Source organism: Brevundimonas sp. MYb52 (assembly GCF_002979535.1).
Classification (GTDB): domain Bacteria; phylum Pseudomonadota; class Alphaproteobacteria; order Caulobacterales; family Caulobacteraceae; genus Brevundimonas.
This window is the reverse complement of the sequence record NZ_PCPB01000013.1, coordinates 33,363-55,306: the sequence shown is the minus strand read 5'-3', so window position 1 is coordinate 55,306 and position 21,944 is coordinate 33,363. Positions and strand designations below refer to the sequence as shown.

The following is a 21,944-nucleotide window of genomic DNA, read 5'->3' as shown; positions in this document are numbered from 1 at the left end:
CGGTCGATGTTCGCCACCCGCTTCGCCCCCTCGCCCACCGGCCGGCTGCACCGGGGCCACGCCTTCTCGGCCCTGACCGCCTGGAGCGCGGCGCGCGAGGCCGGCGGGCGTTTTGTGCTGCGCATCGAGGACATCGACCCGACCCGCTGCAAGCCGGAATACGAAGCCGCCATCCTTGAAGATCTGACCTGGCTGGGTCTGGATTGGGAGGTGCCCGTGCGGCGCCAGTCGGACCACCTGGCTGACTATGCCGCCGTCATCGACACCCTGAACGCGCGCGGTCTGCTCTATCGCTGTTTCCGCACCCGCAAAGACATCCTCGACGCCATCGGCGACGCCCCTCACGGCCCCGCCGAAGCCGTCCGCCCCGGCCCGCACGCCCCGGATGAAGAAGTCCGCCTTCTGGCCGAGGGCCGCCCCTACGCCTGGCGGCTGTCGCTGGACCGCGCACGTGCAGCTCTGAGCGACGACGCCTGGAACGCGCTGGCCTTTGTCGAGGAAGGCGTTGGCCCCGACGGCGAAACCGGCGTCATCCGCGTGCGGCCCGAGACGGCGGGCGACGTGGTGCTGGCGCGCAAGGACGCCGGGACCGCCTACCACCTCGCCGTCACCCACGACGACGCCCTGCAGGGGATCACCCATGTCGTGCGCGGTCTGGACCTGTTCGAGGCCACCCATATCCAGCGCCTGATCCAGACCCTGATGGGCTGGCCCGCCCCGGTCTATCGCCACCACCGCCTGCTGACCGGCCCCGACGGGCGTCGCTACGCCAAGCGCGACCAGTCGGTGACGCTGGCCGAACTTCGCGCTGGCGGTCTGACGCCCGAGGCCCTGCGGGCGGAACTGGGGTTCTAATAGCGGATCGCACGGTCGCCGCTGCGCTCAAGCAGGGCGAACGCCCGATAGCGCGCCAAGGATGCCGCTCAAGCAGCGCGGCTCCGCGAGCCGTGCGGCAGCGCTCTTAACGTCCAGGCAAAAAGAAAGGCGCGGAACCCATGGGTTCCGCGCCTTGGTCGTCGGCCTTAGAGAACCTTGAGGTCCACAGCCGAGGTCTTGCCGCGCTGGTTTTCCAGCTCGTATTCGACCTTGGCGTTTTCATCGAGGCCCTGCAGGCCAGCCTTCTGGACGGCGGTGACGTGGACGAAAACGTCCGAGCCGCCGTTATCGGGCTGGATGAAGCCATAGCCCTTGGTGGGGTTGAACCACTTGACCGTGCCGGTCGCCATCTTAGCGTCTCCGTAAACGCGCTTTGCCAGGCGGACGTCCATGCTGGAGAGTCCGTCAGTCCATCTGGACAAGCTCGTTCAGGCGAAGGAGCGAGACGCGGGTTTGGACCCCACGTGAAATCCGGACTGCGGCGATGTTGTCACCCGACTATCCACAGTCCGTCAACTGTAAAGCGAAACGCCCATTCTCCCCGCTTGGTTAATACCGAACAGGGATCGTTCGCCCTCACCGCATAGCCGGCATGGGCTGGCGTCTTCGCTGAAATGGTCGCAAGCTTCGACCCTCGCGACGGCAAGGAGCGCACGACTATGGCCAAGAACGACTACGACGACACCCTGGAAGCCCTGCAGATTCAGTTAGTCGAGACCCAGGCCTGGGCCATCGAACAGGGACTGAAGGTGGTGATCGTCTTCGAGGGCCGCGACGCCGCCGGCAAGGACGGGGCGATCAAGCGCATGACCGAGTTCATGGCCCCGCGCCAGACCCGCGTCGTCGCCCTGCCCAAGCCGAACGATCGCGAACTGTCGCAATGGTATTTCCAGCGTTACGCCCCGCACCTGCCCGCCGCCGGTGAAATCGTCTTCTTCAACCGCTCCTGGTACAACCGCGCCGGGGTCGAGCCGGTCATGGGCTTCTGCACCCCTGAACAGCACGAGCGCTTCTTGCACGACGCCCCGCATTTCGAGCGGATGCTGACCCAGTCCGGCACGACCCTGATCAAGCTATGGCTCGATATCAGCCAGGACGAGCAGGCGCGCCGCCTCGAGGAACGCACCACCCACCCGCTGAAACGCTTCAAGGTCTCGCCCCTGGACGCCGAGGCCCAGAAACGCTGGAGCGCCTATTCCGCCGCCCGCGATGAAATGCTGGAGCGCACCCATACCGACTATGCGCCCTGGACCGTCGTGGCCACCGACAACAAGAAGAAGGCGCGACTGAACATCATCCGCCATGTCCTGCACCAGTTGAACTGCCCCGGACTGGAGGCCAGGAAGCCCGATTCCGACATCGTCTTCGCCGCCGACAAGGCCAAGGGCCAGCTGGCGAAATAACGCCTCAGTCGTCGCCGAACAGGCGGCGGTTCTTGTCGACAAAGTCGCGCAGCGCGCCGACCAGCGGACCATGCCGTCCCTTCAGATAGGCCCAACCCGCGCTGGCCCCGATCAGGGCGCCGATCGCGTCCACGATCAGGTCCCACATGGTATCGACCAGACCGGACTTCTGGGTGTTCAGGCCGAACAGCTGATCCAGGGTGAACTCCCAGATCTCCCACAGCGCCCCGATCATGACGGCGAAGCAGAAGGCGAAGAAGGCCACGGTGATCGGCGCCGCCTTCAGCCGCTCGCCCTTGACCAGCATCAGCATCAACAGCGACCCGACCAGGCCGAAGGCCACGGCCGAGCCGCCGTGCAGCACCACGTCCCACCACCAGTAGCGCTCATAGAAGTCGCCGACCTCGCCCAGCAGCAGCGTGGCGCACAGGAAGGCGGCGATGGCGCTGACAAAGGCGGTCGGCAACCGGACCCCCACCCGCTCGCCCAGCCAGATCGGAACCAGCGACAGCAGCAGGGTCCCGATGCCGACGAAGGTGACGCTGAATTCGTCGGTGACGAAGCCCACCACCGCCGCCCCGATCAGAATGAGCCAGGTCAGGTAGAGAATGATGGGGGGTCGCGCCGGAGGCCGAGGAGCGGTCATGCTGCGGGTTCCTGCTGTCAGGGGTTCAGCGCAGCCTAGGGCCTCGCGGGGCTCTTCATCAAGGCGGCGCTGCCCGGCTCGCCGCCTCGACGCAGGCCGGACGCCCAGCAACAGGCCCAACCAGCCCAGCCGCCGCGCCCCTTCATAGGCGGCGAAACAACCCGCAAAGGTCGCCCCGATCACCAGCCCTGCCTCGATCGGTTGCGGCAGGCCCAGAGCCGCCAGATTATGCGCCGCGACCACGATGACGGTCTGATGCACGATGTAGAAGGGAAAGACCCCGAGCGTCAGATAGCGCAGCCAAGCGACTGGACCGTCCAACTGGGTGCGCTGGAGGCCCCCTGTCGCCTCGCTACCCCGAAGCGCTGGAGCGGCTACGCGCCGCCTGACGCCGCATCCACGCCGCGACGCCCAAAGCGCAGGCAAGGCTCACGCCCGCCCCGACGGCAAAGGTCGCCTGCGGGCCGAAACCCTCCCACAGCAGGCCCGCCGCCACATTGCCCGCCAGAGCGATCAGGCCGGAGATCAGAGCGAACAGGCCAAAGGCCGAACCGCGCAGATGGGCGGGCGCCGCATCGGCGATCAGGGTCATCAGCAGGCCTTGGGAAAAGCCCATGTGCAGCCCCCACAGCGCCACGCCCAGATAGAAGACGACCTGATCTCTCGCCAGCGCCAGCGCCACGTCGGCGGCGGCCAGAAAAACCAGACTGAGCAGCAACAGAGAGGTGCGCCCGATGCGGTCCGACAGCGCCCCCACCGGAAAGGCGGCCAGGCCGAAAACCAGGTGCAGCAGGACGATCGCCGCCGGCGCGAAGGCGGCGGGGACGCCGACGTCCAGCCCCTTCATCAGCAGGAAGGACTCGCTGAACCGCGCCAGACCGATCACCGCCGTCAGGGCGATCATGGTCCAGGTGGCTGCGTCCAGACGCAGCGCCCCTTTCAGGCTGGGCGGCTTCTTGGCGTCCTCGTCCTGGCGCGGCGGATCGGACACGCCGCCGACCAACAGGGCCACGGCCAGGAAGGCGGGAATGGAGGCCAGCCAGAACACCGCCTTGATGTCGTTCGCCAGCACCACCATCAGCCCGATCGCCAGCAGGGGGCCGACGAATCCGCCCACCGTATCCAGCGATTTTCTCAGGCCGAAGGCGCGGCCGCGAATGTCCGGCGGCGTCACGGCGGCGACCAGGGCGTCACGCGGCGCGGTGCGAACGCCCTTGCCGATCCGGTCCACCCCCTTGGCCAGCAACACCCCCTCGACCGAGGCCGCCAGGGGAAAGATCGGCTTGGACAGGGCCGCCAGCCCATAGCCCGCGACCGCCAGCCATTTGGGCCGCGCGATCCGATCGGACCAGAAGCCCGACAGGAACTTCACCGCCGTCGCCACGACGACGGAAAAGCCCTCGACCAGGCCGATCATCACCGCCGAGGCGCCCAGTCCGACCACCAGATAGATGGGCAGGAGCGTCTGGATCATCTCAGACGAGACATCCATAAGCAGACTGACGACGCCCAGAACCCAGACGCTGCGCGGAATCGAATTGCGAGACATTCGCAACAAGTGACGAACAAGCGCCGCTGTGTCCAGCCCGTCTCTAAAACGTCACGCTGGCCTTTCCGCCACGGTCGAGCCGTCCGCTATTTCAGTCCGTCTTCCGCCAGGGTGTGTGCGACGATGGCGTTGGCATGGCCGTGGCCCATGTCGTGCTCGTCCTTGAGCAGGGTCACCAGTTCCATGTGCTTGGCGGGATAGGCGGCGCGGACCTCGGCCTTCCACTCGCTGATGGGCCGTCCGTACTTCTTCTCGATGGAGGGAAAATAGGACGCGGGGCCCTTGATCGGCTCGTCAGTCATCGGCGCTTCCCTCCAGTTATGTCGACACTAAGCGCAGCCTGGCCGCATCGCGCAATGGCCTCGCATCACGCGGATCGGACGCAGGGCCTTCACCCGTGACCGTCTCAGGGTCTAAGACCCCTCTCATGAGCACAGCCCCGCTTCCCGACGCCGCCCGCCAGAACTGGGTGGACCGCTACGCCCCCGAGGGGTTGAAGCCGTGGCTGAAGCTGGGCCGCTTCGACCGGCCCATCGGCACCTGGCTGCTGCTGCTGCCCGGCTGGCAAGGCATCATGCTGGCCCTGAACCAGTACGACCGGCCCTTCGGCGGCTATGAGCTGTGGCTGATCGCGGGCTTCGCCATCGGGGCCTGTCTGATGCGCGGCGCCGGCTGCGCCGTGAACGACATCGTCGACCGCGACTTCGACGCTCAGGTCGCCCGCACCGCCCTGCGCCCCATTCCGGCGGGCCAGATCAGCGTCAAACAGGCCTGGGCCTTCGTCGCCGGCCTCAGCCTGATCAGCCTGTGCATCCTACTAAGCATGAACCTGATGTCGGTCCTGCTTGGCGCCCTGTCGCTGGGTCTGGTGGCGGCCTATCCCTTCATGAAGCGCATCACCTGGTGGCCCCAGGCCTGGCTGGGCCTGACCTTCAACTGGGGCGCGCTGCTGGGTTTCGCGGCAGCGACCGGCGGCCTGTTCTCGCTGGGCTGGCTCTATGTGCTGGAGGTTCGCGCCAGCGGCGACGCCTACTGGATGGCCGAGGGCCTGAACCAGATGGGCCATCTCGCCCTGTCGGCCCTGCTGCTCTACGCCGGCGGCGTCTTCTGGACCCTCGGCTACGACACCATCTACGCGCTTCAGGACATCGAGGACGACGCCATGGCCGGGATCAAGTCCTCGGCCCGGCGTCTGGGCGCCCAGGTCAAGCCGGGCGTGGCCGTCTTCTATGTCCTGGCCGTTCTGCTGGCCGGCGCGGCGGGCTTCGCCGCCGGTCTCGGCCCCGTCTTCTACGTCGGCCTGGCCGCCTACGCCCTGCACCTGGCCTGGCAGGTGAAGCGCCTGAAACCCGACGACGCCGACCTGGCCCTGCGCCTGTTCAAATCAAATCGTGAGGCGGGATTGATCCTTCTCGCCGCCATTGCGTTGAACGGCCTAGCTTACTGATCTCGCCTTAGGAGTACCCGGCATGATCCCCTCGCGTACCGCTCGCATTCTGCTCGTCACCGTCGCCGTCGCGGCCTCCCTCGCCGCCTGCCAGCGCAACGAGCAGAAGGCGCCCGAGGCCTCCAAGGCCGCGACCGCCGTCGCCGCGGACGGCCCGCTGAAGTATGACAGCGCCACGCCCTACGCCAAGACCAGCCTGACCCTGCCCGAAGCCATCAAGACCCAGCCCGAGCTCTACGCCAGCCTCTATCGTCAGGAAGTCGCCGACCTGGCCAAGTACGCCGAGGGCGCCCAGGCCGACCGCACCGAGGCCGGCGGCGAGAGCGCCATGGGGCCTTATGAGAAGACCATCGTCTATGGCGACCCGGTCCAGACCGGCCGCCTGTTCAGCGCCATGCGCACCGACTTCGACTATTCCGGCGGCGCCCACCCGAACACGGTCGCCACCGCCCTGCTGTGGGACAAGACCGAGAAGCGCCGCATCAGCCCCGCAGACCTTTTCGCCAAGGGCGCCGACCTGTCGTCGCTGGAGCGCGCCCTGTGCGACGCCGTCAACACCGCCAAGAAGGCCCGCCCCGGCGCGACCCCGGTCAGCACCAAGGCCGACACCTGGTCCTGCCCGAAGCTGAAAGACGTGGCCATCGTCCTCGCGCCCGGCGCCACGCCGGGCAAGGCCGGCGGCCTGACCTTCCTGCTCGACGCCTATGCGGTCGGTCCCTACGTCGAAGGCGCCTACTACCTGACCCTGCCCGCCTCGGCCTTCCAGAGCCTGCTCGCCCCGGCCTATGCCGCCGAGTTCGGCGGCCAGCCGCTCAAGACCGGCGACGTCACCAACGACCTGCGACCGAAGTAAGAGACTGAGGGCGCGCCGACTTCCATCGAGCGCGCCCCCTTTGTTCCGCTCATCCCCGCGGAGGCGGGGACCCAGTGAGAGCCTCACGCGCTGCGTAGGAATGAGCGTGGTTAGATTTGAGCGGTCACGCTTGCAGCCAAAGCACTGGGTCCCCGCCTCCGCGGGGATGAGCGGTTGTGGTCAATCCGCCAGAAACTCATCCACCAGCACGCCCAGCCGCTCCGGCTGGTCGTTCATGATGAAGTGGCGGCTGTCGTCCACCCGCACCAGCTTCACCCCCGGCAGGGCCGCATACTCGCGCCCCCAGACGGTGTCGGCCATCGCCGCCGGCGCCCCGCCGTCGGCGTCCGCCGCATAGACCGCCCAGACCGGCGTGGTCATCGCCGCCAGACCGGGCCGCGCGTCGGTGGTCATCACCTCGCGGATGGCCGTGGCCATGGCGTGACGGTCCGAGGCCATCGACCAGTCGACCATGGCCGGGCGCGCCGCCTCGGTCTTCATCAGGCCCACCGCCGTCTGGTCCTGCTGACGCCGGAAGCCCGCTTCATCAGCGCCGAGGATGCTCGCCGCCGCCTGATCGGCGAAGGGCTTCGCCCCCTCGACCGTCGCAGTCGGCCCGAACATGGCGCTGAAGAAGGGCAGGCTGTCGACGCTCATCACCCGCCCGACCGCCTCGGGATGCTGCTGCGCCAGCATCAGCCCGGCCAGTCCGCCCATGGAATGGCCGATCACGGCGGGCCGGTTCAGCGTCGCCGCATAGCGCGCCAGTTCATCCACCGCTGGCTGGACAAAGGCCCCGTCGCCATGGCTCCACGGCTCGCCCGCAAAGCCCGCCAACTGCACCAGATGCACCCGATGGGTCGCCGCCAGCCGCTCAGCCATCGGCCGCCACACCTCGCGCGACGAGGCGAAGCCGGGGATCAGGACGACATCCGGTCCCTGCCCCATCACCTCGACCGACAGACGGTCCGAGGCAAAGGCGGGAGCCCCAGCCTGGGTCGAGGCGGCCTCGACCGTGGCCGCCTGGGCCGGCGAGAAGATGTTTCCAGCGGCCCAGCTGACGGCGGCGGCCAGGGCGAAGGCGCGGAGGGTTCGGGCGGGGGCGGAGATTCTGGTCATGGCGTTTCCTTTCGATCGGGATGAGGCCCGCCGCTCGCCCGACGACTTCCGGGCGAGCGGGATCGCTTCCCGGTTCAGACCGGGAGCGACGGCAGGCAAGGCGGACAAAATAGTCAGGTTAAGCTGACAGTCGTCGTCAGCCGTGCGGGTTCTCGAACACCTCTTCCACCGGCCGCGCAAACAGGGCGGCGATGCGGTAAGCGAGGTCCAGCGAGGGGTCGTGTTTCTCGGTCTCCAGGGCGTTGACGGCCTGACGCGAGACCCCCAGCGCCTGACCCAGCTGCTCCTGGGTCCAGTTGCGCTCGACGCGCAGCAGTTTCAGCCTGTTCTTCATCAGTTCGACGACCGCAACATGGGCGCGACACAGCCGAAGACGGCCCAGAACAGCGGATAGATCAGCCAGCCTTCGGCGTGGGGCGCCCCGGCGAAGCTCTCGCCAAAGCCCCAGGCGCTGAACAGCGTCATGGCCACGCCTGCCGCGACGATGAACTGCTTGGCCGTCACCGCCCGCACATATTCATCCGAGTCGCGCATGAAGCTGAGTGTGGCCCAGATCTGCCCGGCGATGGGCGCCGAAACCACCAGCGCCAGCACCCAGGCGGCGGGCTTGCCCTGGATGGCGTCAAAAGCGCCGCCGATGGTCGCCAGCATGACGGCGACATAGCCGCCCATGAAGGCCATGGTGCGGACGACATAGCGTCGACCGGCGGGGGTGTTGCTCTGTTTTCCCATCGTCAACATTGGAAAGCGCTCCTGACTGAATGTAAGGCTGACCTTACTCCGCTTTCATGTCATGTCAACCTGACTTTTAGTCAGGCGCGCCTGACCCTACCACGCCCTTGCCAAGCCGATCGCCGTCGACCTAACCTCGGTCATCGAATTCAAAGGGAGATCAAAGGCATGGGCGCGATCAGTTGGGCGCTGACAGGCGTGGCCTTGAGTCTTCTCGCCTTGCTGGGAATGGGGTTGGGCCTGGCGAAAGGCCGGAAACTCTATTCCAACGGCGGTCTGGCCCTGCTGTTGGGCAGCATGATCTGCATCCTGCTGGCCAGCTATCACATCGGCTATCAGTCGGGTTCGGATCGGGCGCATCGCGACAACCGCGCCGAGCAGAACGCCGCCCGCGCCTGATCGCCCTGTGCACGGGGCGGGACGACCGCTAGACACCACCCATGCGCCTGACGCCCGCCAACGCCCCCGACTTCATCGCCGCCAACACTCGGCTGCAGACCGTGCCGCACGCACCCGAGATCTCGCTGTGGCTGGCGGACGAGATCACGCCCCTGTGGCGATTGACCGAGGAAGAACTGGGCGCCATGGGCCTGCCCCCGCCCTTCTGGGCCTTCGCCTGGGCCGGCGGTCAGGCGCTCGCGCGCTGGCTGCTGGATCACCCCGATCAGGTCGCGGGCAAGCGCGTCATTGATCTGGCCACCGGCTCAGGCCTGGTCGCGGTCGCCGCCATGAAGGCGGGCGCGGCCTCGGTCCTGGCCGCCGACATCGACCCCTTCTGCGCCGCCGCCGTGGCCGCCAACGCCGCCTCCAACGGCGTCGAGATCGCCTTCACCGACGCCAACCTTCTGGACGCCCCGCCGCCGCCCGCCGACCTGATCTGCGCCGGTGATGTCTTCTATGAAAAGCCGATGGCCGAGGCGGTTCTGGTCTGGCTGAAACAGGCCCAGGCCAACGGAACGCGCGTCATCGTCGGCGACCCGGGCCGCACCTACTTCCCCAAGACCGGCCTGACCCTGCTGGCGGAATACACCGTCCCCACCACCCGCGAGTTGGAGGACCAGGAGGTCAAACGCTCGCGCGTCTGGTCGCTGGACTAGTCGCTTTCGCCGCGACTGGCGCTGACCGTCTTCAGCGCCGCCAGCGCCCGCTCGCGTCCCTCGACATGATCCACGATGGGCCGGGGATAGGTCACGCCCAGCCTCACCCCCGCTTCGGTCAGCACCATGGGCGGCGCCGTCCACGGCGCGTGCAGCCAGCGGTCCGGCAGCCGCGCCACCTCGGGAACCCAGCGCCGCACATAGCGCCCCTGCGGATCGAACTTCTCGCCCTGGGCTGTCGGATTGAAGACGCGGAAATAGGGGGCGGCGTCGGCGCCCGATCCCGCAACCCACTGCCAGTTCTGCACATTACTGGCCAGATCGGCGTCGGTCAGGCAGTCCCAGAACCAGGCCTCGCCCTCGCGCCAGTCGATCAGCAGGTGCTTGACCAAGAAGGAGGCGACCACCATCCGCACCCGATTGTGCATGGTCCCCGTCGCCCACAGCTGGCGCATCCCGGCGTCCACCAGGGGATAGCCCGTCCGCCCCGCCTTCCACGCCGCCAGACCCTCGGCATCGTCCCGCCAAGGCATGGCGTCATACTCGGGCCGGAAGGCCCGCTCGGGCAGGTAGGGGAAGTGGTGCAGCAGATGGGCCGAGAACTCACGCCAGCCGATCTCGGCGACGAACTTCTCCGTCTCTCCCGCCGGAACCCGGCCCTCTGCCGCCGCCGCTCGCACAGTCTGGATAGCCCGCCACGGCCCGATCTCGCCCCAGTGCAGGTGCGCCGCCAGACCGCTGGTCCCGGCCCGATCCGGCCGGTCGCGGTCGGTGGCGTAGGTCTTCAGCCCGCCCGCGACAAAGGCCGCCAGCGCCGCCCTCGCCCCCGCCTCGCCCGGCGTCGCGACAAAGCCGGTGGACCAGTCGGGCCGCGTCGGATGCAGGCCCCAGTCCTCGACCGCCTCGCTCGCCACGCTGTCCGGAACCGCTATGGCCTCGGGCGCATCCAGCCCGGCGGGCGCCTCAGCCACCGTCAGCAGGGCCTTCAGAAACGACGTGAACACCTTGTAGGCCTGGCCCGAGCCGTTCAGCACCGCCCCCGGTCGGGCCATCAGGCTGGCGTTGAAGCCCCGGCACGCGACGCCCTCGGCCTTCAGCCCATGGGCGATGTCGGCGTCGCGGGCGAAGGCCTCGGGCTCGAACAGGCGGTTCATGAAGACCCGATCCGCGCCGGTCTCAGCGATCAGGCGATGCAACTGCGCCTCCGCGTCGCCACTGCGCAGGATCAGTCGTCCGCCCCGCCCCCTCAGGTCCGCATCCAGCGCCCGCAGGCTCTTGTCCAGCCACCAGCGCGAGGCGGCGCCGATGGCCCGCCCCTCCAGCCGCTCGTCCCGAACATAGACCGGCAGCACCGCCCGCCCCGTCGCCAGGGCGTGATGCAGGGCCGGGTTGTCGGCCAGCCGCAGGTCGCGGCGGAACCACAGGATGACGGGCGGGGAAGCGGGCAAGCGGCGGTCCTGACGTGGGCGAAACCCTGAATACGGCCCCGCTTCCCTGATGGATCAGGCGTCGCGCGGCAAGACCGTCAGCACCCGCGCCATGAACTGATGGAACTCTTCCATATAGTCGCGCAGGAACTGCTCGGTCTCCGGCACGGTCACCTCGCCGTCGTCGGTGATCAGGCCCGGCTTGAACTGGATATAGGCCTCGGGCGCGTTCATCTGCGGTGCCTGCAGGAAGCCCAGGACGCTGCGCAGGCTCTGCTGCGCCACCGCCGTGCCAATGGCGCCGGGCGATGTGCCGATCACCGCCGTCGCCTTGCGCGCGAAACTGTTGGTGCCATAGGGGCGGCTGGCCCAGTCGATGGCGTTCTTCAGCCCGCCGGGGATGGAACGATTGTATTCCGGCGTGACGATCAGGATGGCGTCCGAGCGCTTCAGGTCCGCCTTGAACCGGGTCGCGACCTCGGGGAAATCGGCGTCGTAGTCGTAGGAATAGAGGGGCAGGTCCGCAAACGAGACCTCGTGGAATTTCAGCTTCGCGGGCGCCAGCTTGATCAGGGCCTTGGCCAGCTTGCGGTTGATCGAATTCTTCGACAGCGAACCGACGATATAGCCGACGTTATAGGTGGTCATGACGCGCATCCTGCTAGGCTGAAGCTGGGTTGAGACGACGCCGACCGCCGCCTTCAGCGAAATGCCTCACCAAGCTTGGCGGTTCCCTCAGACCGTGACCGCCTGTCGCCCCCGCCCCGCCTCGCCAAAGACCCGCAGATAGCGCTCGATCTCGGCCCGGTCGCCGGTGGCCTTCTCGACATTGTCCGACAGCTTGACCGCCGAACGCCCGCCCGCCCGTGTCACCTTGCAGACCAGGGAGATGGGCGTCAGTTCCGGCATGGGCGCGGGCGCGCAGTCGCGGAAGTCGTTGGTCAGATTGGTGCCCCAGCCGAAGCTGGTCCGCACCCGCCCCTTGAAGTGGGCGTGGGTCGCCTCGATCGTATCCACGTCCATGCCGTCGGCGAAGACCAGCAGCCGCTCGCGCGGATCACGGCCCTGCGACGCCCACCAGGCCAGGATCTCCTCGCCGCCCGCGATCGGCGGCGCGGAATCGGGCCGGAACCCCTTCCAGTCGGCCAGCCAGTGCGGCGCATCGGCCAGAAAGGCCCGCGTCCCGAAGGCGTCCGGCAGGGCGATCAGCAGATTGCCGTCATAGGTCGCCCGCCACTCCTCCAGCACCTGATAGGGGGCGGCCCGCAAGGCCGCGTCGTCGTCCCCCGCCAGGGCCGCCAACACCATGGGCAGTTCATGCCCATTGGTGCCGACCGCCTCCAGATCATTGTTCATGGCCAGCAGGACATTGGAGGTGCCGATGAAGGCTGACCCCAGCCCCTCTTTCAGCGCCTCGACGCACCAGCCCTGCCACAGGAAGCCGTGACGTCGCCGCGTGCCGAAGTCCGAGATCGACAGCGGCTCCAGCCGGCGCAGCCGCTCGACCTTGCCCCACAGCTTGGTCTTGGCGCGGGCATAGAGGACGTCCAGCTCGAACCGCCCAAGCCGCCGCAGCGCCCGACGGCTGCGCAGCTCATTGAGGATCGACAGCGCCGGGATTTCCCACAGAGTGACCTCGGCCCAGGACCCTGAAAACTCCAGCCGGAACTGCCCGTCCGCTCCGCGTGACAGGTCGTATTCCGGCAGGCGATAGTCCGCCAGCCAGGCTAGGAAGTCCGGCTTGAAGATCGACTTCACCCCGTAAAAGGTGTTGCCGCCCAGCCAGATCAGCTCGCGGTTGGAAAACCGCAGGGTCCGCGCATGATCCAGTTGCGCCCGCAGTTCCGCCTCATCCACCTCCTCGGCCAGGCGGACGCTGGTGGTGCGGTTGATGACGCTGAAGGTCACCGGCACCTCGCGATGCCGGCGCCAGATCAACTGCAGCATCAGCAGCTTGTAGAAGTCGGTGTCCAGCAGGCTGCGAACAATGGGGTCCAGCCGCCAGCCGTGGTCATAGGCCCGCTTGGCCAGATCGACGCTCGCCATGCCCGGTCAGTCCGCCTTCTGCCCCGCCGGTTCGATGACGGCTTCGGGCGGGGCCTCGTCCTCGTTGACCAGACGGCCCTCGCGGTGCGGCTTGATATAGGGCGTCGGCTGCGGCGTCGGCATATTGCCCCGCATCAGGGCCGCTCCGGCCTTCAGCCCGCCGGTCAGGTCCAGATCCAGACGCGCCTCGTCGCGACGGCGCACATCGGCGATGACGTCGGCGGCCTCGTCCTCGGGCAGACCCAGTTCCTCCAGCACGGCCTGGCCGAATTTCAGCGCGGATTCAAAGGTCTCGCGCACCTGATAATCGACCCCCGCCTGGATCAGGCGCAGCGAGTGCCCACGGTCAAAGGCGCGCACAAACAGCTTCACGCCGGGGAACTCGGACTTGACCAGTTGCACGATCTTGTCGGCGGCCTCCGGCTTGTCGACGCAGACCAGCACCGCCTCGGCCTTGCCCGCGCCCGAGGCCCTGAGCGTGTCCAGACGCGTGCCGTCGCCATAATAGACCTTGAAGCCGAAATTGCCGGCGGCCTGGATCATCTCCACGTCGTTCTCGATGATCGACACGTCCACGTCGCGCGCCAGCAGGGGCTGCGACACCACCTGGGCGAAGCGGCCGAAGCCGATGATCAGCACCTGACCGCGCAGGCCATCGGCGGCGTCCACCCCCTCGGCGTCTTCTGGCGACAGCCCCGCCTCCTTGGGCAGGAAACGCTTCAGCGCCAGGGTGGTCAGCGGCGTCAGGGCCATGGACAGGATGACGATGGCCGTCAGGGCCGCGCTGGCCTGGGCGTCGATTACCCCCGCCGTGGCGGCGGCGCTATAGAGGACAAAGGCGAACTCGCCGCCTTGCGCGAACAGGGCCGCCCGCTCGATCGCCTCATGATGGCGCGCCTTGAACAGGCGGGCGACCACATAGATGACCAGGGCCTTGACCACCATGAAGGCGGCCAGACCGGCCAGGACCACACGCCAGTCATTGATGACCACGCCGATGTCCAGGGCCATGCCCACCGACAGGAAGAAGAGCCCCAGCAGGATGGCGCGGAACGGCTCGACGTCGGCTTCCAGCTGATGCCGGAAGGTCGAGTCCGACAGCAGGACCCCGGCCAGAAAGGCGCCCATGGCCATCGACAGGCCGACCCCGTCCATGATCCAGGCCGTGCCCGCCACCACCAGCAGGGCGGCGGCGGTCATTACCTCGCGCCCGCCGTTGCGGGCCAGGAAGCGGAACACCGGATTGATGGCGTAGATACCGACGACCAGCACCCCCGCCAGAGCCGCCAGGGCCAGGCCGATCGACTGCCACAGCGGCGTCGTGCTTTCCGCCGACTGGCCCATCGAGGCCCCCAGCAGGGCGACGATGGCCAAAAGGGGCACAATGGCCAGATCCTCGAACAGCAGGATGGACACGGCCCTCTGGCCGCCCGGCGTCGGCAGATCGCCGCGCTCCTCCAGCATCTGCACGATGACGGCGGTCGAGGACATGACGAAGCCCATGGCCCCGACAAAGGCCACCGGCGCCGACACCCCGGCCATCATGGCGACCAGGGTCAGGGCCAGTCCCGCCAGCCCGACCTGGGCCGCGCCCAGACCGAAGATCTCGTTCCTCATGCCCCACAGACGCTTGGGCCGCATCTCCAGACCAATGATGAACAGGAAGATGACCACGCCGAACTCGGCGACGTGCAGGATGGTCTCCGGCTCGTGGAACAGGGCCAGGCCGAACGGCCCGATAGCCACGCCCGCCGCCAGATAGCCCAGCACCGAGCCCAACCCCAATTTGCGGAAGATCGGCACCGCCACGACCCCCGCCGCCAGCAGAGCGGCCACATGCCCCAGATCCAGTCCCGTCGCCGCGTCGGCCATCGCTCACCCTTCAGTTTGAGCCTTCATTGTGGGGGCGAAGCGTCGCGATTGCGAGGGGTCATGCGCCCGAGGCGCCCGCGCCACACTCGCCGCCCCCTCCTATCAGCGCGAAATAATCGCCACAGTTCCGCCGAACATCGTCATCCTACTAAGCGAGACAGGGATGGAGGAGACATTGATGCCCAACCGCAACCCGCCCCCACGGCGCCTGGCGAACACGACCCTGGCCGCCGTCGCCGCCCTGATGACCGCCGCCCCGGCCCCGGTCCTGGCTGCACCCGTCCCACCGCTTGTGAGAGACGGAACGCCCACTGACGCCGCCTGTCGTGAGTTCGGCTTCCATCTGACACCGCCTGCTCCGCCGATCACGCGCCGTCCCCCGCCGCCTGTCGCCGTGCCGATCGCGCCGACAAAGAAGGAGGATCGGGTCCAATACAGCGGCCCGCCGGTCATCGCCCCCGGACCGCCGCTGCCAATCGGCGCACCTCCTCCTCCTCCTCCTCCGCCGCCGCCGCCGCCGGGTTCAATGCTCAACGAAGTGACGGTCAGCGGGTCGCGCATCGGCCGCACGCCCGGCGCGCCGGTCCCGCCTGCGCCCGCCGACACCGAACGCTATCCCGACGCCACGCCCAACCCGATCAAGCGCACGGCGGAACAGCCCGTCTCCACCTTCTCCATCGATGTGGACACCGCCGCCTACGCCAATGTCCGCCGCTTCATCGACAACGGCAGCGCCCCGCCGCGCGACGCCGTGCGGGTCGAGGAGATGATCAACTACTTCGACTACGGCTACGCCCGCCCAACCTCGGCGGCGCGGCCCTTCGCCGTCACCACCGCCGTCGCCGCCTCGCCCTGGGCGCCGGGGCGCCAGATCGTCCATGTCGGGCTTCAGGGCTATGAACTACCCGAGGCCCAGCGCCGTCCGCTGAACCTGACCTTCCTCGTCGACGTCTCCGGTTCGATGAACAGCCCCGACAAGCTGGAACTGGCCAAGCAGTCGATGAACCTGGTCATCGACCGCCTGCGGCCCCAGGACCGCGTCGCCGTGGCCTATTACGCCGAGGGCGCCGGCACGACCCTGGCCCCCACCTCAGGCAACGAAAAGCTGAAGCTGCGCTGCGCCGTCGCCTCCCTGCGCGCCTCGGGCGGGACGGCGGGCGCCACCGGCATGACCAACGCCTATGACCAGGCCCAGGCCAGCTTCGGCCGCAACAAGGTCAACCGTATCCTGATGTTCACCGACGGCGACTTCAACGTCGGCGTCACCGACGACAAGCGGCTGGAGGACTACGTCGCCGACAAGCGCAAGACGGGCATCTATCTGTCGGTCTATGGCTTCGGGCGCGGCAATTATCAGGACGCCCGGATGCAGGCCATCGCCCAGGCCGGCAACGGGACCGCGGGCTATGTCAGCGACCTGAACGAAGCCCGCCGCCTGTTCGGCCCCCAGTTCGACAAGGGCGCCTTCCCCATCGCCGACGACGTGAAGATCCAGGTCGAGTTCAATCCCGCCCGCGTCGCCGAATGGCGGCTGATCGGCTACGAAACCCGCCTGTTGAACGAGGAAGACTTCAACAACGACGCCATCGACGCCGGCGAGGTCGGCTCGGGCGCTTCCGTCACCGCCCTCTATGAAATCACCCCCGTCGGCGGCCCGACGCAGATCCCTGAGCGGCGCTACCCCGACAACCGCGTCACGACCGGCGGCGGTGATCCGAACGGCGAGATCGGCTTCATCCAGATCCGCTACAAGCAGCCCGGCGCCGCCCGCTCGGACCTGATCCAGCAGGTCCTGGCCAATCCCGCCGACGGTCGTGTCAGCGCCCAGCCGCCCGAGACCACGCGCTGGGCCATCGCCGTCGCCGCCTTCGCCCAGAAACTGCGTGGCGATCCGTGGATGAACGCCGACTACGGCTGGGAGGCCATCCTCGAACAGGCGCAAGGGTCGCGCGGCGACGACCTCTACGGCGACCGCGCCGAGTTCGTGCAACTGGTCCGCGCCGCCCAGACCCTGCCCGAGCGCCGCACGCCATGACGCCTGTTTCAGGCGCCTACTTCTGGCGCGGGCCTTCCAGCCCCTCGTCGGTGGACGCCAGCCGTCCGTCGCGGCGGGCCTGCATCGCCCGCGCCAGTTCCTCGGCGGCGATCCTGACCTCGGCCTGGATGTCCTGATCCTTGTCCAGGGCGTCGTGACTGACAGCATAGGGCTCGAAATAGCCGATGTAGCGGTCGATCTCGGCGTCGGGACCCGCCGGGATCAGCTTCATCGACTTCAGCCAGTCGGCCACCGAGCGGCGCACGTTCTCGGCCCCCTCGACATCGCCGTGCGCCACCACGGCGAAGGTCCGCCCCGCCAGGTGGCGCGGATAGTCCCAGCCCGCCAGTTCGACCGCCTTGGCCTTCTTCGGGTCCTTGCCGTGCGTCAGGGTCGGATCGGGATTGCCCCCGTCGGCGCAGACCAGCCGGTCGATCATCAGCTTCAGCGAACTGGAGGTCTGATACCAGTTGACCGGGGTGACGATGAAGATCCCATGCGCCTCGACCCACATCGGATAGATGTCGTTCATCCAGTCGTGGACCTGTCCCAGCGAATAGTTGGGATAGCAACTGCACGGCCAGTGACACAGGGCCGCCGCCGTCGAGAAGCAGGCCTTGCAGGGGTGGATCTCTCGCCCGTATTCCGACGCCAGCCGCGCCAGATCCAGCACGTTCGTCTCGATCCCCGCCGCCTTCAGCGCCTCTTCGGCGATCATGGTCAGACGCCAGCTCTTGGACATCTCGCCGGGACAGGTGTGTTCGGATCGCGACGAGCCATTGACCAGCAGGGCGCGCAGCGGCCCCCTGGCGTCATCGTGCCGGGCCTGCGCCGCCTCGATCGCCGCCCGCGCCGCGATCCAGTCGATCGACAGATCATAGTCGGGGTCGGCATATCCCGGCCCGGCCTTGCGCGTCACCGGGCTCTTGCGGCCCTTGATGTAGCCGTCCCAGGCCACGGCGGCGACCTCATCCAGCGCCGCCCGCACCGCGTCAAAGGCCGGGTCCTGATAGGCGCTCAGGAAGCGGGCGGTGAATTCGGCGCGGCTCAGTTCCGGCGAGGGCATGCCCCGGCGCGGGTCTGGCGTCTTGGCGGCATCGGTCATGGGCGGGTCTCCGGCCGGCGATCACAGGCAAACGAGCCGCCGCGACCGCCGTTCCCTGGATCAGCCGTCCGGAACCGGCCTCCCTTGCGCGGGTTCCTACCGTCAAGCCTGACAGACGGTCGGCAAGGGAGAGACCCATGAAAATCCGCGACGTGATGAGCAAGGACGTGCAGGTGGCCCGTCCCAACGACACCCTGCAGGAAGTCGCCGCCCGCATGGCGGCGGGCGATTTCGGCTTCATCCCCGTGGCCGACGGCGAAAACCTGGTCGGGGCCATCACCGACCGCGACATCACCGTGCGCGCCGTGGCCTCGGGCGCCGCCCCCAATGCGCGCGTGGTCGAATTCCTCAGCCGCGACGCCCTGGTCGTCCGCGCCGACGACGACCTGAAGGCCGCCTTGGACCTGATGGGTTCGCGCCAGGTCCGCCGCCTGCCCGTGGTCGACAAGGACGGCCGCCTGGTCGGCGTGGTCTCGCTGGGCGACCTGTCGACGCGGGTCAAGGAACGCTACGCCGGCGAGGCCCTGGAAGAGATCTCGCGCCCCACCTGATCCCGGCCTTTACCGCCCGCTAACCACGACGCGGAACCGGACGATAACGGCTGTCGCGCCATGCTGGCCCTTCGCAGGGGAGAATCCGCATGGCGCGCGCGCAGTTCCAGAAGGGCCAGAAGGTCTGGGTTGAAAGCGTCGGCGCCTGGGCCCAGGTCGAAAAGGTCCTGCCTGTCTGGGCCAAGGGCTTCGACGAGCCGGTCCGCATCACCTACGAGGTCGGTCTGGGCCGCGAGTTCCAGGCCGCCGAGCTGCAACTCCCGGCCGAGGACGCCGCCGCCACCGTCCTGGGCGACTGGCGCGTGCTGCGCGCCCGCAACAAGTGGCAGGAACCAGCCGACTGCGCCCACCATCCCTTCCCCGGCTCCTACCCGGTCGTCGTCACCGACAAGGCCGACTGGGGCGGCTGGCGCGTGCCGGGCGCCGAATACGACCGCGATCCCGAGCGCATCGAGTTCCAGTCCCGCCTGATCGCCGCCGCGCCCGATCTGATGGATCTGGCCCGCGAGCTGGTCGAGAGCGTGTCCGAGGCCCCCGACGACGCCCCCCCGGAAAGCCTGCACCTGGCCCGCCGCGCCCGCGACGTCCTGCGTCAGATCACCGACGTCCTGGCCGCCCCCGGCGACCCCGCGCACGCGCCGGCGACGGCCGTTGAAAACGCCGCCTGAGTCTTTCCTGCACCGGTTCGCCTGCAAGGTGAAAAGCCTTCCACGCCGGGCCTCGACAGGAATCCGCGACGCAGCCTAGATTCCCCGTCTGTTTCAGGATGAGGGGACGGCTTGCAGGGCACCGAGCGCCGCAGCTACCAGCCGGGCCGACGGGCTTCGGATCGCACCGCGCGCGGCCACATGCCCTGGGTGCGCGTCCTCATGCTCGCCATCGCCCTGGTCATCACCGCCTACGCCCTGCTGGTCATCCGCGACGACGGTCGCCCCGATCGTGAAGCCCAGGCGATCAAGGTCGAGGCCCTGGCGCTGGAAGCCCGTCTCGCCGCCAGCCAGATCACCGCCCGCCTGGCCCTGACCGACCGCGCCCTGGCCCTCGTCGCCCGCGAACTGGCTGAACGCCCGGCCCAGGCGGTCGAGGCCCTGGACCGCGCCCGCGTCGTCGCCCCCGAAGCCGCCTTCGTCATCGCCGACAAGGATGGACGGGTTCTCGCTGCGACCGGCGGCAAGACCGGCCCCGAGGCCGCAACCGCCGGGCGCGCGTCGTCCGCCTATGCGCTGCATGACGGCGCCCTGACCGCCCGTCGCCCGCTGGCCGACGGCCGCACGATCACCGCCCGCACCCCCCTGCCCGATCTCAAGACCGCCCTGCCGGGCGCCGGTCTGAGCATCGTTCCCGCCGGTCAGGCGCCCGCCGACGCCGGCCGTCCGGTCAAGGGCGCAGACGGCCAGGTCCGCCTGACCGCCTCGGCCCCCGTGGACGCCGCTGGCCACGCCGTCGTCGCCGCCATGCCCGCGACCGGCGGCCTGGCCGCCTGGCTCGACGACGCCTGGATGCTGGCCGGGCCTCTGCTGCTGGTGCTGCTGCTGCTGGCCGTCCTGGCGGTGCAGAACTGGCGTCAGACCCGTGCGGGCCGCCATTGGGCCGACACCGAGCGTCGCTTCCGCGTCGCCGTCGAGGCCGCGCGCTGCGGCGTGTGGGAATGGGATCTGGCGCGCGGCGAGGTGGTCCTGTCCGACTACATGGCCGCCATGCTGGAGGTCGAACCCGGTCAAGCCCTGACCACCCAGACCCTGATCGAGAAGGTCCATCCCCGCTATCGCGAGACCCTGATCGACGCCCTCGATCGGGCTGCGGCCGACGGCGTCTTCGACGTCACCTTCCCCGTGCCGCTCAAGTCCGGCGGCATCCGCTGGATCGACGCCCGCGGTCAGTCGCGCCAGGCCCGCCGCGACGCCGGTTTCACCAGCCTGCTGGGCGTGGCCCTGGACATCACCGAAGCCCGCCGCTCCAAAGCCCAGGCCCAGGCCGCCGAAAACCGCCTGCGCGACGGCATCGAAAGCGTGTCCGACGCCTTCGTCCTGTTTGATCGCCAGGGCCGCCTGATCCTGTGGAACCAGGCCTTCCAGGACGCCTTCGCCTTCCCCGCCGGCGTGGTCCGCAAGGGCGCCCAGAAGGAGGCCCTCAACCTGATCGCCGCCGAAGCCATCAAGGCCGAGCACCCCTCGGCCAGCGGTCGCGCCGGCGTGCGCGAGGTTGAGTTGAAGGACGGGCGCTGGCTGCAGATGGCCGAACGCTTCACCGGCGACGGCGGCACCGTGGTCATCGCCGCCGACATCACCGTCATCCGTCGTCAGGAGGCCGAGCGCCGCCGCGCCGCCGACGAACTGCGCGCCATGGTCGTCGAGTTGGAGGACCGCGAGGTCAAACTGCAACTGCTGGCCCGCAAGTATGAGGTCGCCATGACCCGCGCCGAGGCCGCCAACCAGGCCAAGTCGGAGTTTCTGGCCAATATGAGCCACGAGTTGCGCACTCCGCTGAACGCCATCAACGGCTTCTCCGAGATCATGGCCGGCGAGATGTTCGGCGCCCTCGGCGACCGTCGCTACAAGGGCTACGCCGCCGACATCCACCAGTCCGGCCAGCACCTGCTCAGCCTGATCAACGACATCCTCGACATGGCCAAGATCGAGGCCGGCAAGCTGACCCTGCACTATGAGACCGTGTCCCTGAACGGCCTGTGCAACGACGCCATCCGCCTGATGCGCGGCAAGGCGATGGAATCCGGCCTGACCCTCGGCCTGGTCGCCCCCGAGGCGCTTCAGATCGAGGCCGATCATCGCGGCCTGAAGCAGGTTATGCTGAACCTGATCTCCAACGCCGTGAAGTTCACGCCCGAAGGCGGCGCCGTCACCGTGACTGTCTCGCCCCATGACGCCGATCATGTCCGCGTCTCGGTGACCGACACTGGCATCGGCATCGCCGCCGCCGACCTGGACCGCCTGGCCCAGCCCTTCGAGCAGGTCGAGGGCCAACACTCCAAGACCACCCAGGGCACCGGCCTCGGCCTGGCCCTGACCAAGTCGCTGATCGAACTGCATCGCGGCCGCATGACCATCGAAAGCGAACCCGGCCACGGCACCACCGTCTGGTTCGACCTCCCCATCCGCGCCCCCGAAGGCGCCATGGCCCCGGTCGGCGCGCCGGTGCAGCGCGTTCAGCCGCAAGCGGCCTGACGGC

22 protein-coding genes are annotated in these 21,944 nt (G+C 68.5%); 10 read left to right on the top strand and 12 right to left on the bottom strand.

Features of this window, described 5'->3' with window-relative positions; genetic code table 11:
- Positions 1-6 precede the first annotated feature (6 nt).
- Positions 7-855 carry a tRNA glutamyl-Q(34) synthetase GluQRS gene (gene gluQRS / locus CQ039_RS13325; protein ID WP_105564391.1) on the top strand — a complete coding sequence of 283 codons (849 nt, stop codon included), beginning with the start codon at positions 7-9 and terminating at the stop codon, positions 853-855.
- Positions 856-1,022: 167 nt separating this feature from the next.
- On the opposite strand, the gene CQ039_RS13320 is transcribed toward gluQRS, so the two are convergent.
- Positions 1,023-1,226: a cold-shock protein gene (locus tag CQ039_RS13320; protein WP_105564392.1), complete on the bottom strand. Its 204-nt coding sequence runs from the start codon at positions 1,224-1,226 to the stop codon at positions 1,023-1,025.
- Between the two features lie 309 nt (positions 1,227-1,535).
- Here CQ039_RS13320 and ppk2 point away from each other — a divergent pair, with 309 nt between their 5' ends.
- The gene (gene ppk2 / locus CQ039_RS13315; RefSeq protein ID WP_105564393.1) at positions 1,536-2,279 is read left to right on the top strand and encodes a polyphosphate kinase 2; all 744 of its coding nucleotides are present in this window, start codon (positions 1,536-1,538) and stop codon (positions 2,277-2,279) included.
- A gap of 4 nt (positions 2,280-2,283) precedes the next feature.
- Here the strand turns inward: ppk2 and CQ039_RS16985 are convergent, their stop codons facing one another.
- The 3 genes from CQ039_RS16985 to CQ039_RS13300 form a co-directional block, all read right to left on the bottom strand.
- On the bottom strand, positions 2,284-3,246 hold the full coding sequence (locus tag CQ039_RS16985; RefSeq protein ID WP_369831560.1) for a hypothetical protein: 963 nt from the start codon (positions 3,244-3,246) through the stop codon (positions 2,284-2,286).
- Positions 3,247-3,277: 31 nt separating this feature from the next.
- Positions 3,278-4,474, bottom strand: coding sequence for an MFS transporter (locus CQ039_RS13305; protein ID WP_105564394.1), 1,197 nt, complete (start codon positions 4,472-4,474; stop codon positions 3,278-3,280).
- An 86-nt stretch (positions 4,475-4,560) separates the two neighbouring features.
- On the bottom strand, positions 4,561-4,776 hold the full coding sequence (locus CQ039_RS13300; protein ID WP_105564395.1) for a DUF4287 domain-containing protein: 216 nt from the start codon (positions 4,774-4,776) through the stop codon (positions 4,561-4,563).
- Between the two features lie 125 nt (positions 4,777-4,901).
- Between CQ039_RS13300 and CQ039_RS13295 the strand changes: the two genes are divergently transcribed.
- Positions 4,902-5,921: a UbiA family prenyltransferase gene (locus CQ039_RS13295; protein ID WP_105564396.1), complete on the top strand. Its 1,020-nt coding sequence runs from the start codon at positions 4,902-4,904 to the stop codon at positions 5,919-5,921.
- Between the two features lie 22 nt (positions 5,922-5,943).
- Complete coding sequence (locus tag CQ039_RS13290; protein ID WP_105564397.1) at positions 5,944-6,774, top strand: RsiV family protein; 831 nt, start codon at positions 5,944-5,946, stop codon at positions 6,772-6,774.
- 180 nt (positions 6,775-6,954) lie between these two features.
- Here CQ039_RS13290 and CQ039_RS13285 read toward each other — a convergent pair whose 3' ends face one another.
- From CQ039_RS13285 to CQ039_RS13275, 3 genes are all read right to left on the bottom strand, one after another.
- Positions 6,955-7,893: an alpha/beta fold hydrolase gene (locus CQ039_RS13285; RefSeq protein ID WP_105562401.1), complete on the bottom strand. Its 939-nt coding sequence runs from the start codon at positions 7,891-7,893 to the stop codon at positions 6,955-6,957.
- A 136-nt stretch (positions 7,894-8,029) separates the two neighbouring features.
- A complete protein-coding gene (locus CQ039_RS13280) occupies positions 8,030-8,227 on the bottom strand; it encodes a helix-turn-helix transcriptional regulator (RefSeq protein ID WP_105562402.1) in 198 nt (65 codons plus the stop codon).
- The gene (locus tag CQ039_RS13275) at positions 8,227-8,634 is read right to left on the bottom strand and encodes a hypothetical protein (protein ID WP_105562403.1); all 408 of its coding nucleotides are present in this window, start codon (positions 8,632-8,634) and stop codon (positions 8,227-8,229) included. Before CQ039_RS13275 ends, CQ039_RS13280 begins: the two co-directional genes overlap by 1 nt.
- Positions 8,635-8,793: 159 nt before the next feature.
- On the opposite strand from CQ039_RS13275, the gene CQ039_RS13270 reads away from it, so the two are divergent.
- Positions 8,794-9,024, top strand: a complete 231-nt coding sequence (locus CQ039_RS13270; RefSeq protein WP_105562404.1) for a hypothetical protein — start codon at positions 8,794-8,796, stop codon at positions 9,022-9,024.
- A gap of 41 nt (positions 9,025-9,065) precedes the next feature.
- Positions 9,066-9,722, top strand: coding sequence for a methyltransferase (locus tag CQ039_RS13265; RefSeq protein WP_105562405.1), 657 nt, complete (start codon positions 9,066-9,068; stop codon positions 9,720-9,722).
- On the opposite strand, the gene CQ039_RS13260 is transcribed toward CQ039_RS13265, so the two are convergent.
- From CQ039_RS13260 to CQ039_RS13245, 4 genes are all read right to left on the bottom strand, one after another.
- Positions 9,719-11,170: a deoxyribodipyrimidine photo-lyase gene (locus tag CQ039_RS13260; protein ID WP_105562406.1), complete on the bottom strand. Its 1,452-nt coding sequence runs from the start codon at positions 11,168-11,170 to the stop codon at positions 9,719-9,721. The two genes, CQ039_RS13265 and CQ039_RS13260, sit on opposite strands and share 4 nt — an antisense overlap.
- 54 nt (positions 11,171-11,224) lie before the next feature.
- Positions 11,225-11,797, bottom strand: a complete 573-nt coding sequence (locus CQ039_RS13255) for an NADPH-dependent FMN reductase (protein ID WP_105562407.1) — start codon at positions 11,795-11,797, stop codon at positions 11,225-11,227.
- A gap of 87 nt (positions 11,798-11,884) precedes the next feature.
- Positions 11,885-13,195, bottom strand: a complete 1,311-nt coding sequence (locus tag CQ039_RS13250; protein ID WP_105562408.1) for a nicotinate phosphoribosyltransferase — start codon at positions 13,193-13,195, stop codon at positions 11,885-11,887.
- A 6-nt stretch (positions 13,196-13,201) separates the two neighbouring features.
- A complete protein-coding gene (locus CQ039_RS13245; RefSeq protein ID WP_105562409.1) occupies positions 13,202-15,067 on the bottom strand; it encodes a monovalent cation:proton antiporter-2 (CPA2) family protein in 1,866 nt (621 codons plus the stop codon).
- A 178-nt stretch (positions 15,068-15,245) separates the two neighbouring features.
- Here CQ039_RS13245 and CQ039_RS13240 point away from each other — a divergent pair, with 178 nt between their 5' ends.
- Positions 15,246-17,102 (top strand): VWA domain-containing protein, encoded by a 1,857-nt coding sequence (locus tag CQ039_RS13240; protein ID WP_199183652.1) that lies wholly within the window; start codon positions 15,246-15,248, stop codon positions 17,100-17,102.
- Positions 17,103-17,118: 16 nt separating this feature from the next.
- Here CQ039_RS13240 and CQ039_RS13235 read toward each other — a convergent pair whose 3' ends face one another.
- Positions 17,119-18,207, bottom strand: a complete 1,089-nt coding sequence (locus CQ039_RS13235; RefSeq protein ID WP_233190135.1) for a flavodoxin family protein — start codon at positions 18,205-18,207, stop codon at positions 17,119-17,121.
- Positions 18,208-18,344: 137 nt separating this feature from the next.
- Here CQ039_RS13235 and CQ039_RS13230 point away from each other — a divergent pair, with 137 nt between their 5' ends.
- The 3 genes from CQ039_RS13230 to CQ039_RS13220 all read left to right on the top strand — a co-directional run bounded on the left by CQ039_RS13230 (position 18,345) and on the right by CQ039_RS13220 (position 21,940).
- A complete protein-coding gene (locus CQ039_RS13230) occupies positions 18,345-18,758 on the top strand; it encodes a CBS domain-containing protein (RefSeq protein WP_105562410.1) in 414 nt (137 codons plus the stop codon).
- A gap of 89 nt (positions 18,759-18,847) precedes the next feature.
- Positions 18,848-19,426, top strand: a complete 579-nt coding sequence (locus CQ039_RS13225; protein WP_105562411.1) for a hypothetical protein — start codon at positions 18,848-18,850, stop codon at positions 19,424-19,426.
- Between the two features lie 111 nt (positions 19,427-19,537).
- On the top strand, positions 19,538-21,940 hold the full coding sequence (locus CQ039_RS13220; RefSeq protein ID WP_105562412.1) for a HAMP domain-containing sensor histidine kinase: 2,403 nt from the start codon (positions 19,538-19,540) through the stop codon (positions 21,938-21,940).
- Positions 21,941-21,944 lie beyond the last annotated feature (4 nt).

Excerpts from the sequence above, each read along its gene's own strand:
- CQ039_RS13230 (WP_105562410.1), top strand. The coding sequence starts at position 18,345 with ATGAAAATCCGCGACGTGATGAGCAAGGACGTGCAGGTGGCCCGTCCC.
- CQ039_RS13305 (WP_105564394.1), bottom strand. The coding sequence starts at position 4,474 with ATGTCTCGCAATTCGATTCCGCGCAGCGTCTGGGTTCTGGGCGTCGTC.
- ppk2 (WP_105564393.1), top strand. The coding sequence starts at position 1,536 with ATGGCCAAGAACGACTACGACGACACCCTGGAAGCCCTGCAGATTCAG.
- CQ039_RS13265 (WP_105562405.1), top strand. The coding sequence starts at position 9,066 with ATGCGCCTGACGCCCGCCAACGCCCCCGACTTCATCGCCGCCAACACT.
- CQ039_RS13275 (WP_105562403.1), bottom strand. The coding sequence starts at position 8,634 with ATGTTGACGATGGGAAAACAGAGCAACACCCCCGCCGGTCGACGCTAT.
- CQ039_RS13300 (WP_105564395.1), bottom strand. The coding sequence starts at position 4,776 with ATGACTGACGAGCCGATCAAGGGCCCCGCGTCCTATTTTCCCTCCATC.
- CQ039_RS13225 (WP_105562411.1), top strand. The coding sequence starts at position 18,848 with ATGGCGCGCGCGCAGTTCCAGAAGGGCCAGAAGGTCTGGGTTGAAAGC.
- gluQRS (WP_105564391.1), top strand. The coding sequence starts at position 7 with ATGTTCGCCACCCGCTTCGCCCCCTCGCCCACCGGCCGGCTGCACCGG.
- CQ039_RS13295 (WP_105564396.1), top strand. The coding sequence starts at position 4,902 with ATGAGCACAGCCCCGCTTCCCGACGCCGCCCGCCAGAACTGGGTGGAC.
- CQ039_RS13320 (WP_105564392.1), bottom strand. The coding sequence starts at position 1,226 with ATGGCGACCGGCACGGTCAAGTGGTTCAACCCCACCAAGGGCTATGGC.
- CQ039_RS13240 (WP_199183652.1), top strand. The coding sequence starts at position 15,246 with ATGCCCAACCGCAACCCGCCCCCACGGCGCCTGGCGAACACGACCCTG.
- CQ039_RS13285 (WP_105562401.1), bottom strand. The coding sequence starts at position 7,893 with ATGACCAGAATCTCCGCCCCCGCCCGAACCCTCCGCGCCTTCGCCCTG.
- CQ039_RS13270 (WP_105562404.1), top strand. The coding sequence starts at position 8,794 with ATGGGCGCGATCAGTTGGGCGCTGACAGGCGTGGCCTTGAGTCTTCTC.
- CQ039_RS13245 (WP_105562409.1), bottom strand. The coding sequence starts at position 15,067 with ATGGCCGACGCGGCGACGGGACTGGATCTGGGGCATGTGGCCGCTCTG.
- CQ039_RS13250 (WP_105562408.1), bottom strand. The coding sequence starts at position 13,195 with ATGGCGAGCGTCGATCTGGCCAAGCGGGCCTATGACCACGGCTGGCGG.
- CQ039_RS13290 (WP_105564397.1), top strand. The coding sequence starts at position 5,944 with ATGATCCCCTCGCGTACCGCTCGCATTCTGCTCGTCACCGTCGCCGTC.
- CQ039_RS13280 (WP_105562402.1), bottom strand. The coding sequence starts at position 8,227 with ATGAAGAACAGGCTGAAACTGCTGCGCGTCGAGCGCAACTGGACCCAG.
- CQ039_RS13235 (WP_233190135.1), bottom strand. The coding sequence starts at position 18,207 with ATGACCGATGCCGCCAAGACGCCAGACCCGCGCCGGGGCATGCCCTCG.
- CQ039_RS13255 (WP_105562407.1), bottom strand. The coding sequence starts at position 11,797 with ATGACCACCTATAACGTCGGCTATATCGTCGGTTCGCTGTCGAAGAAT.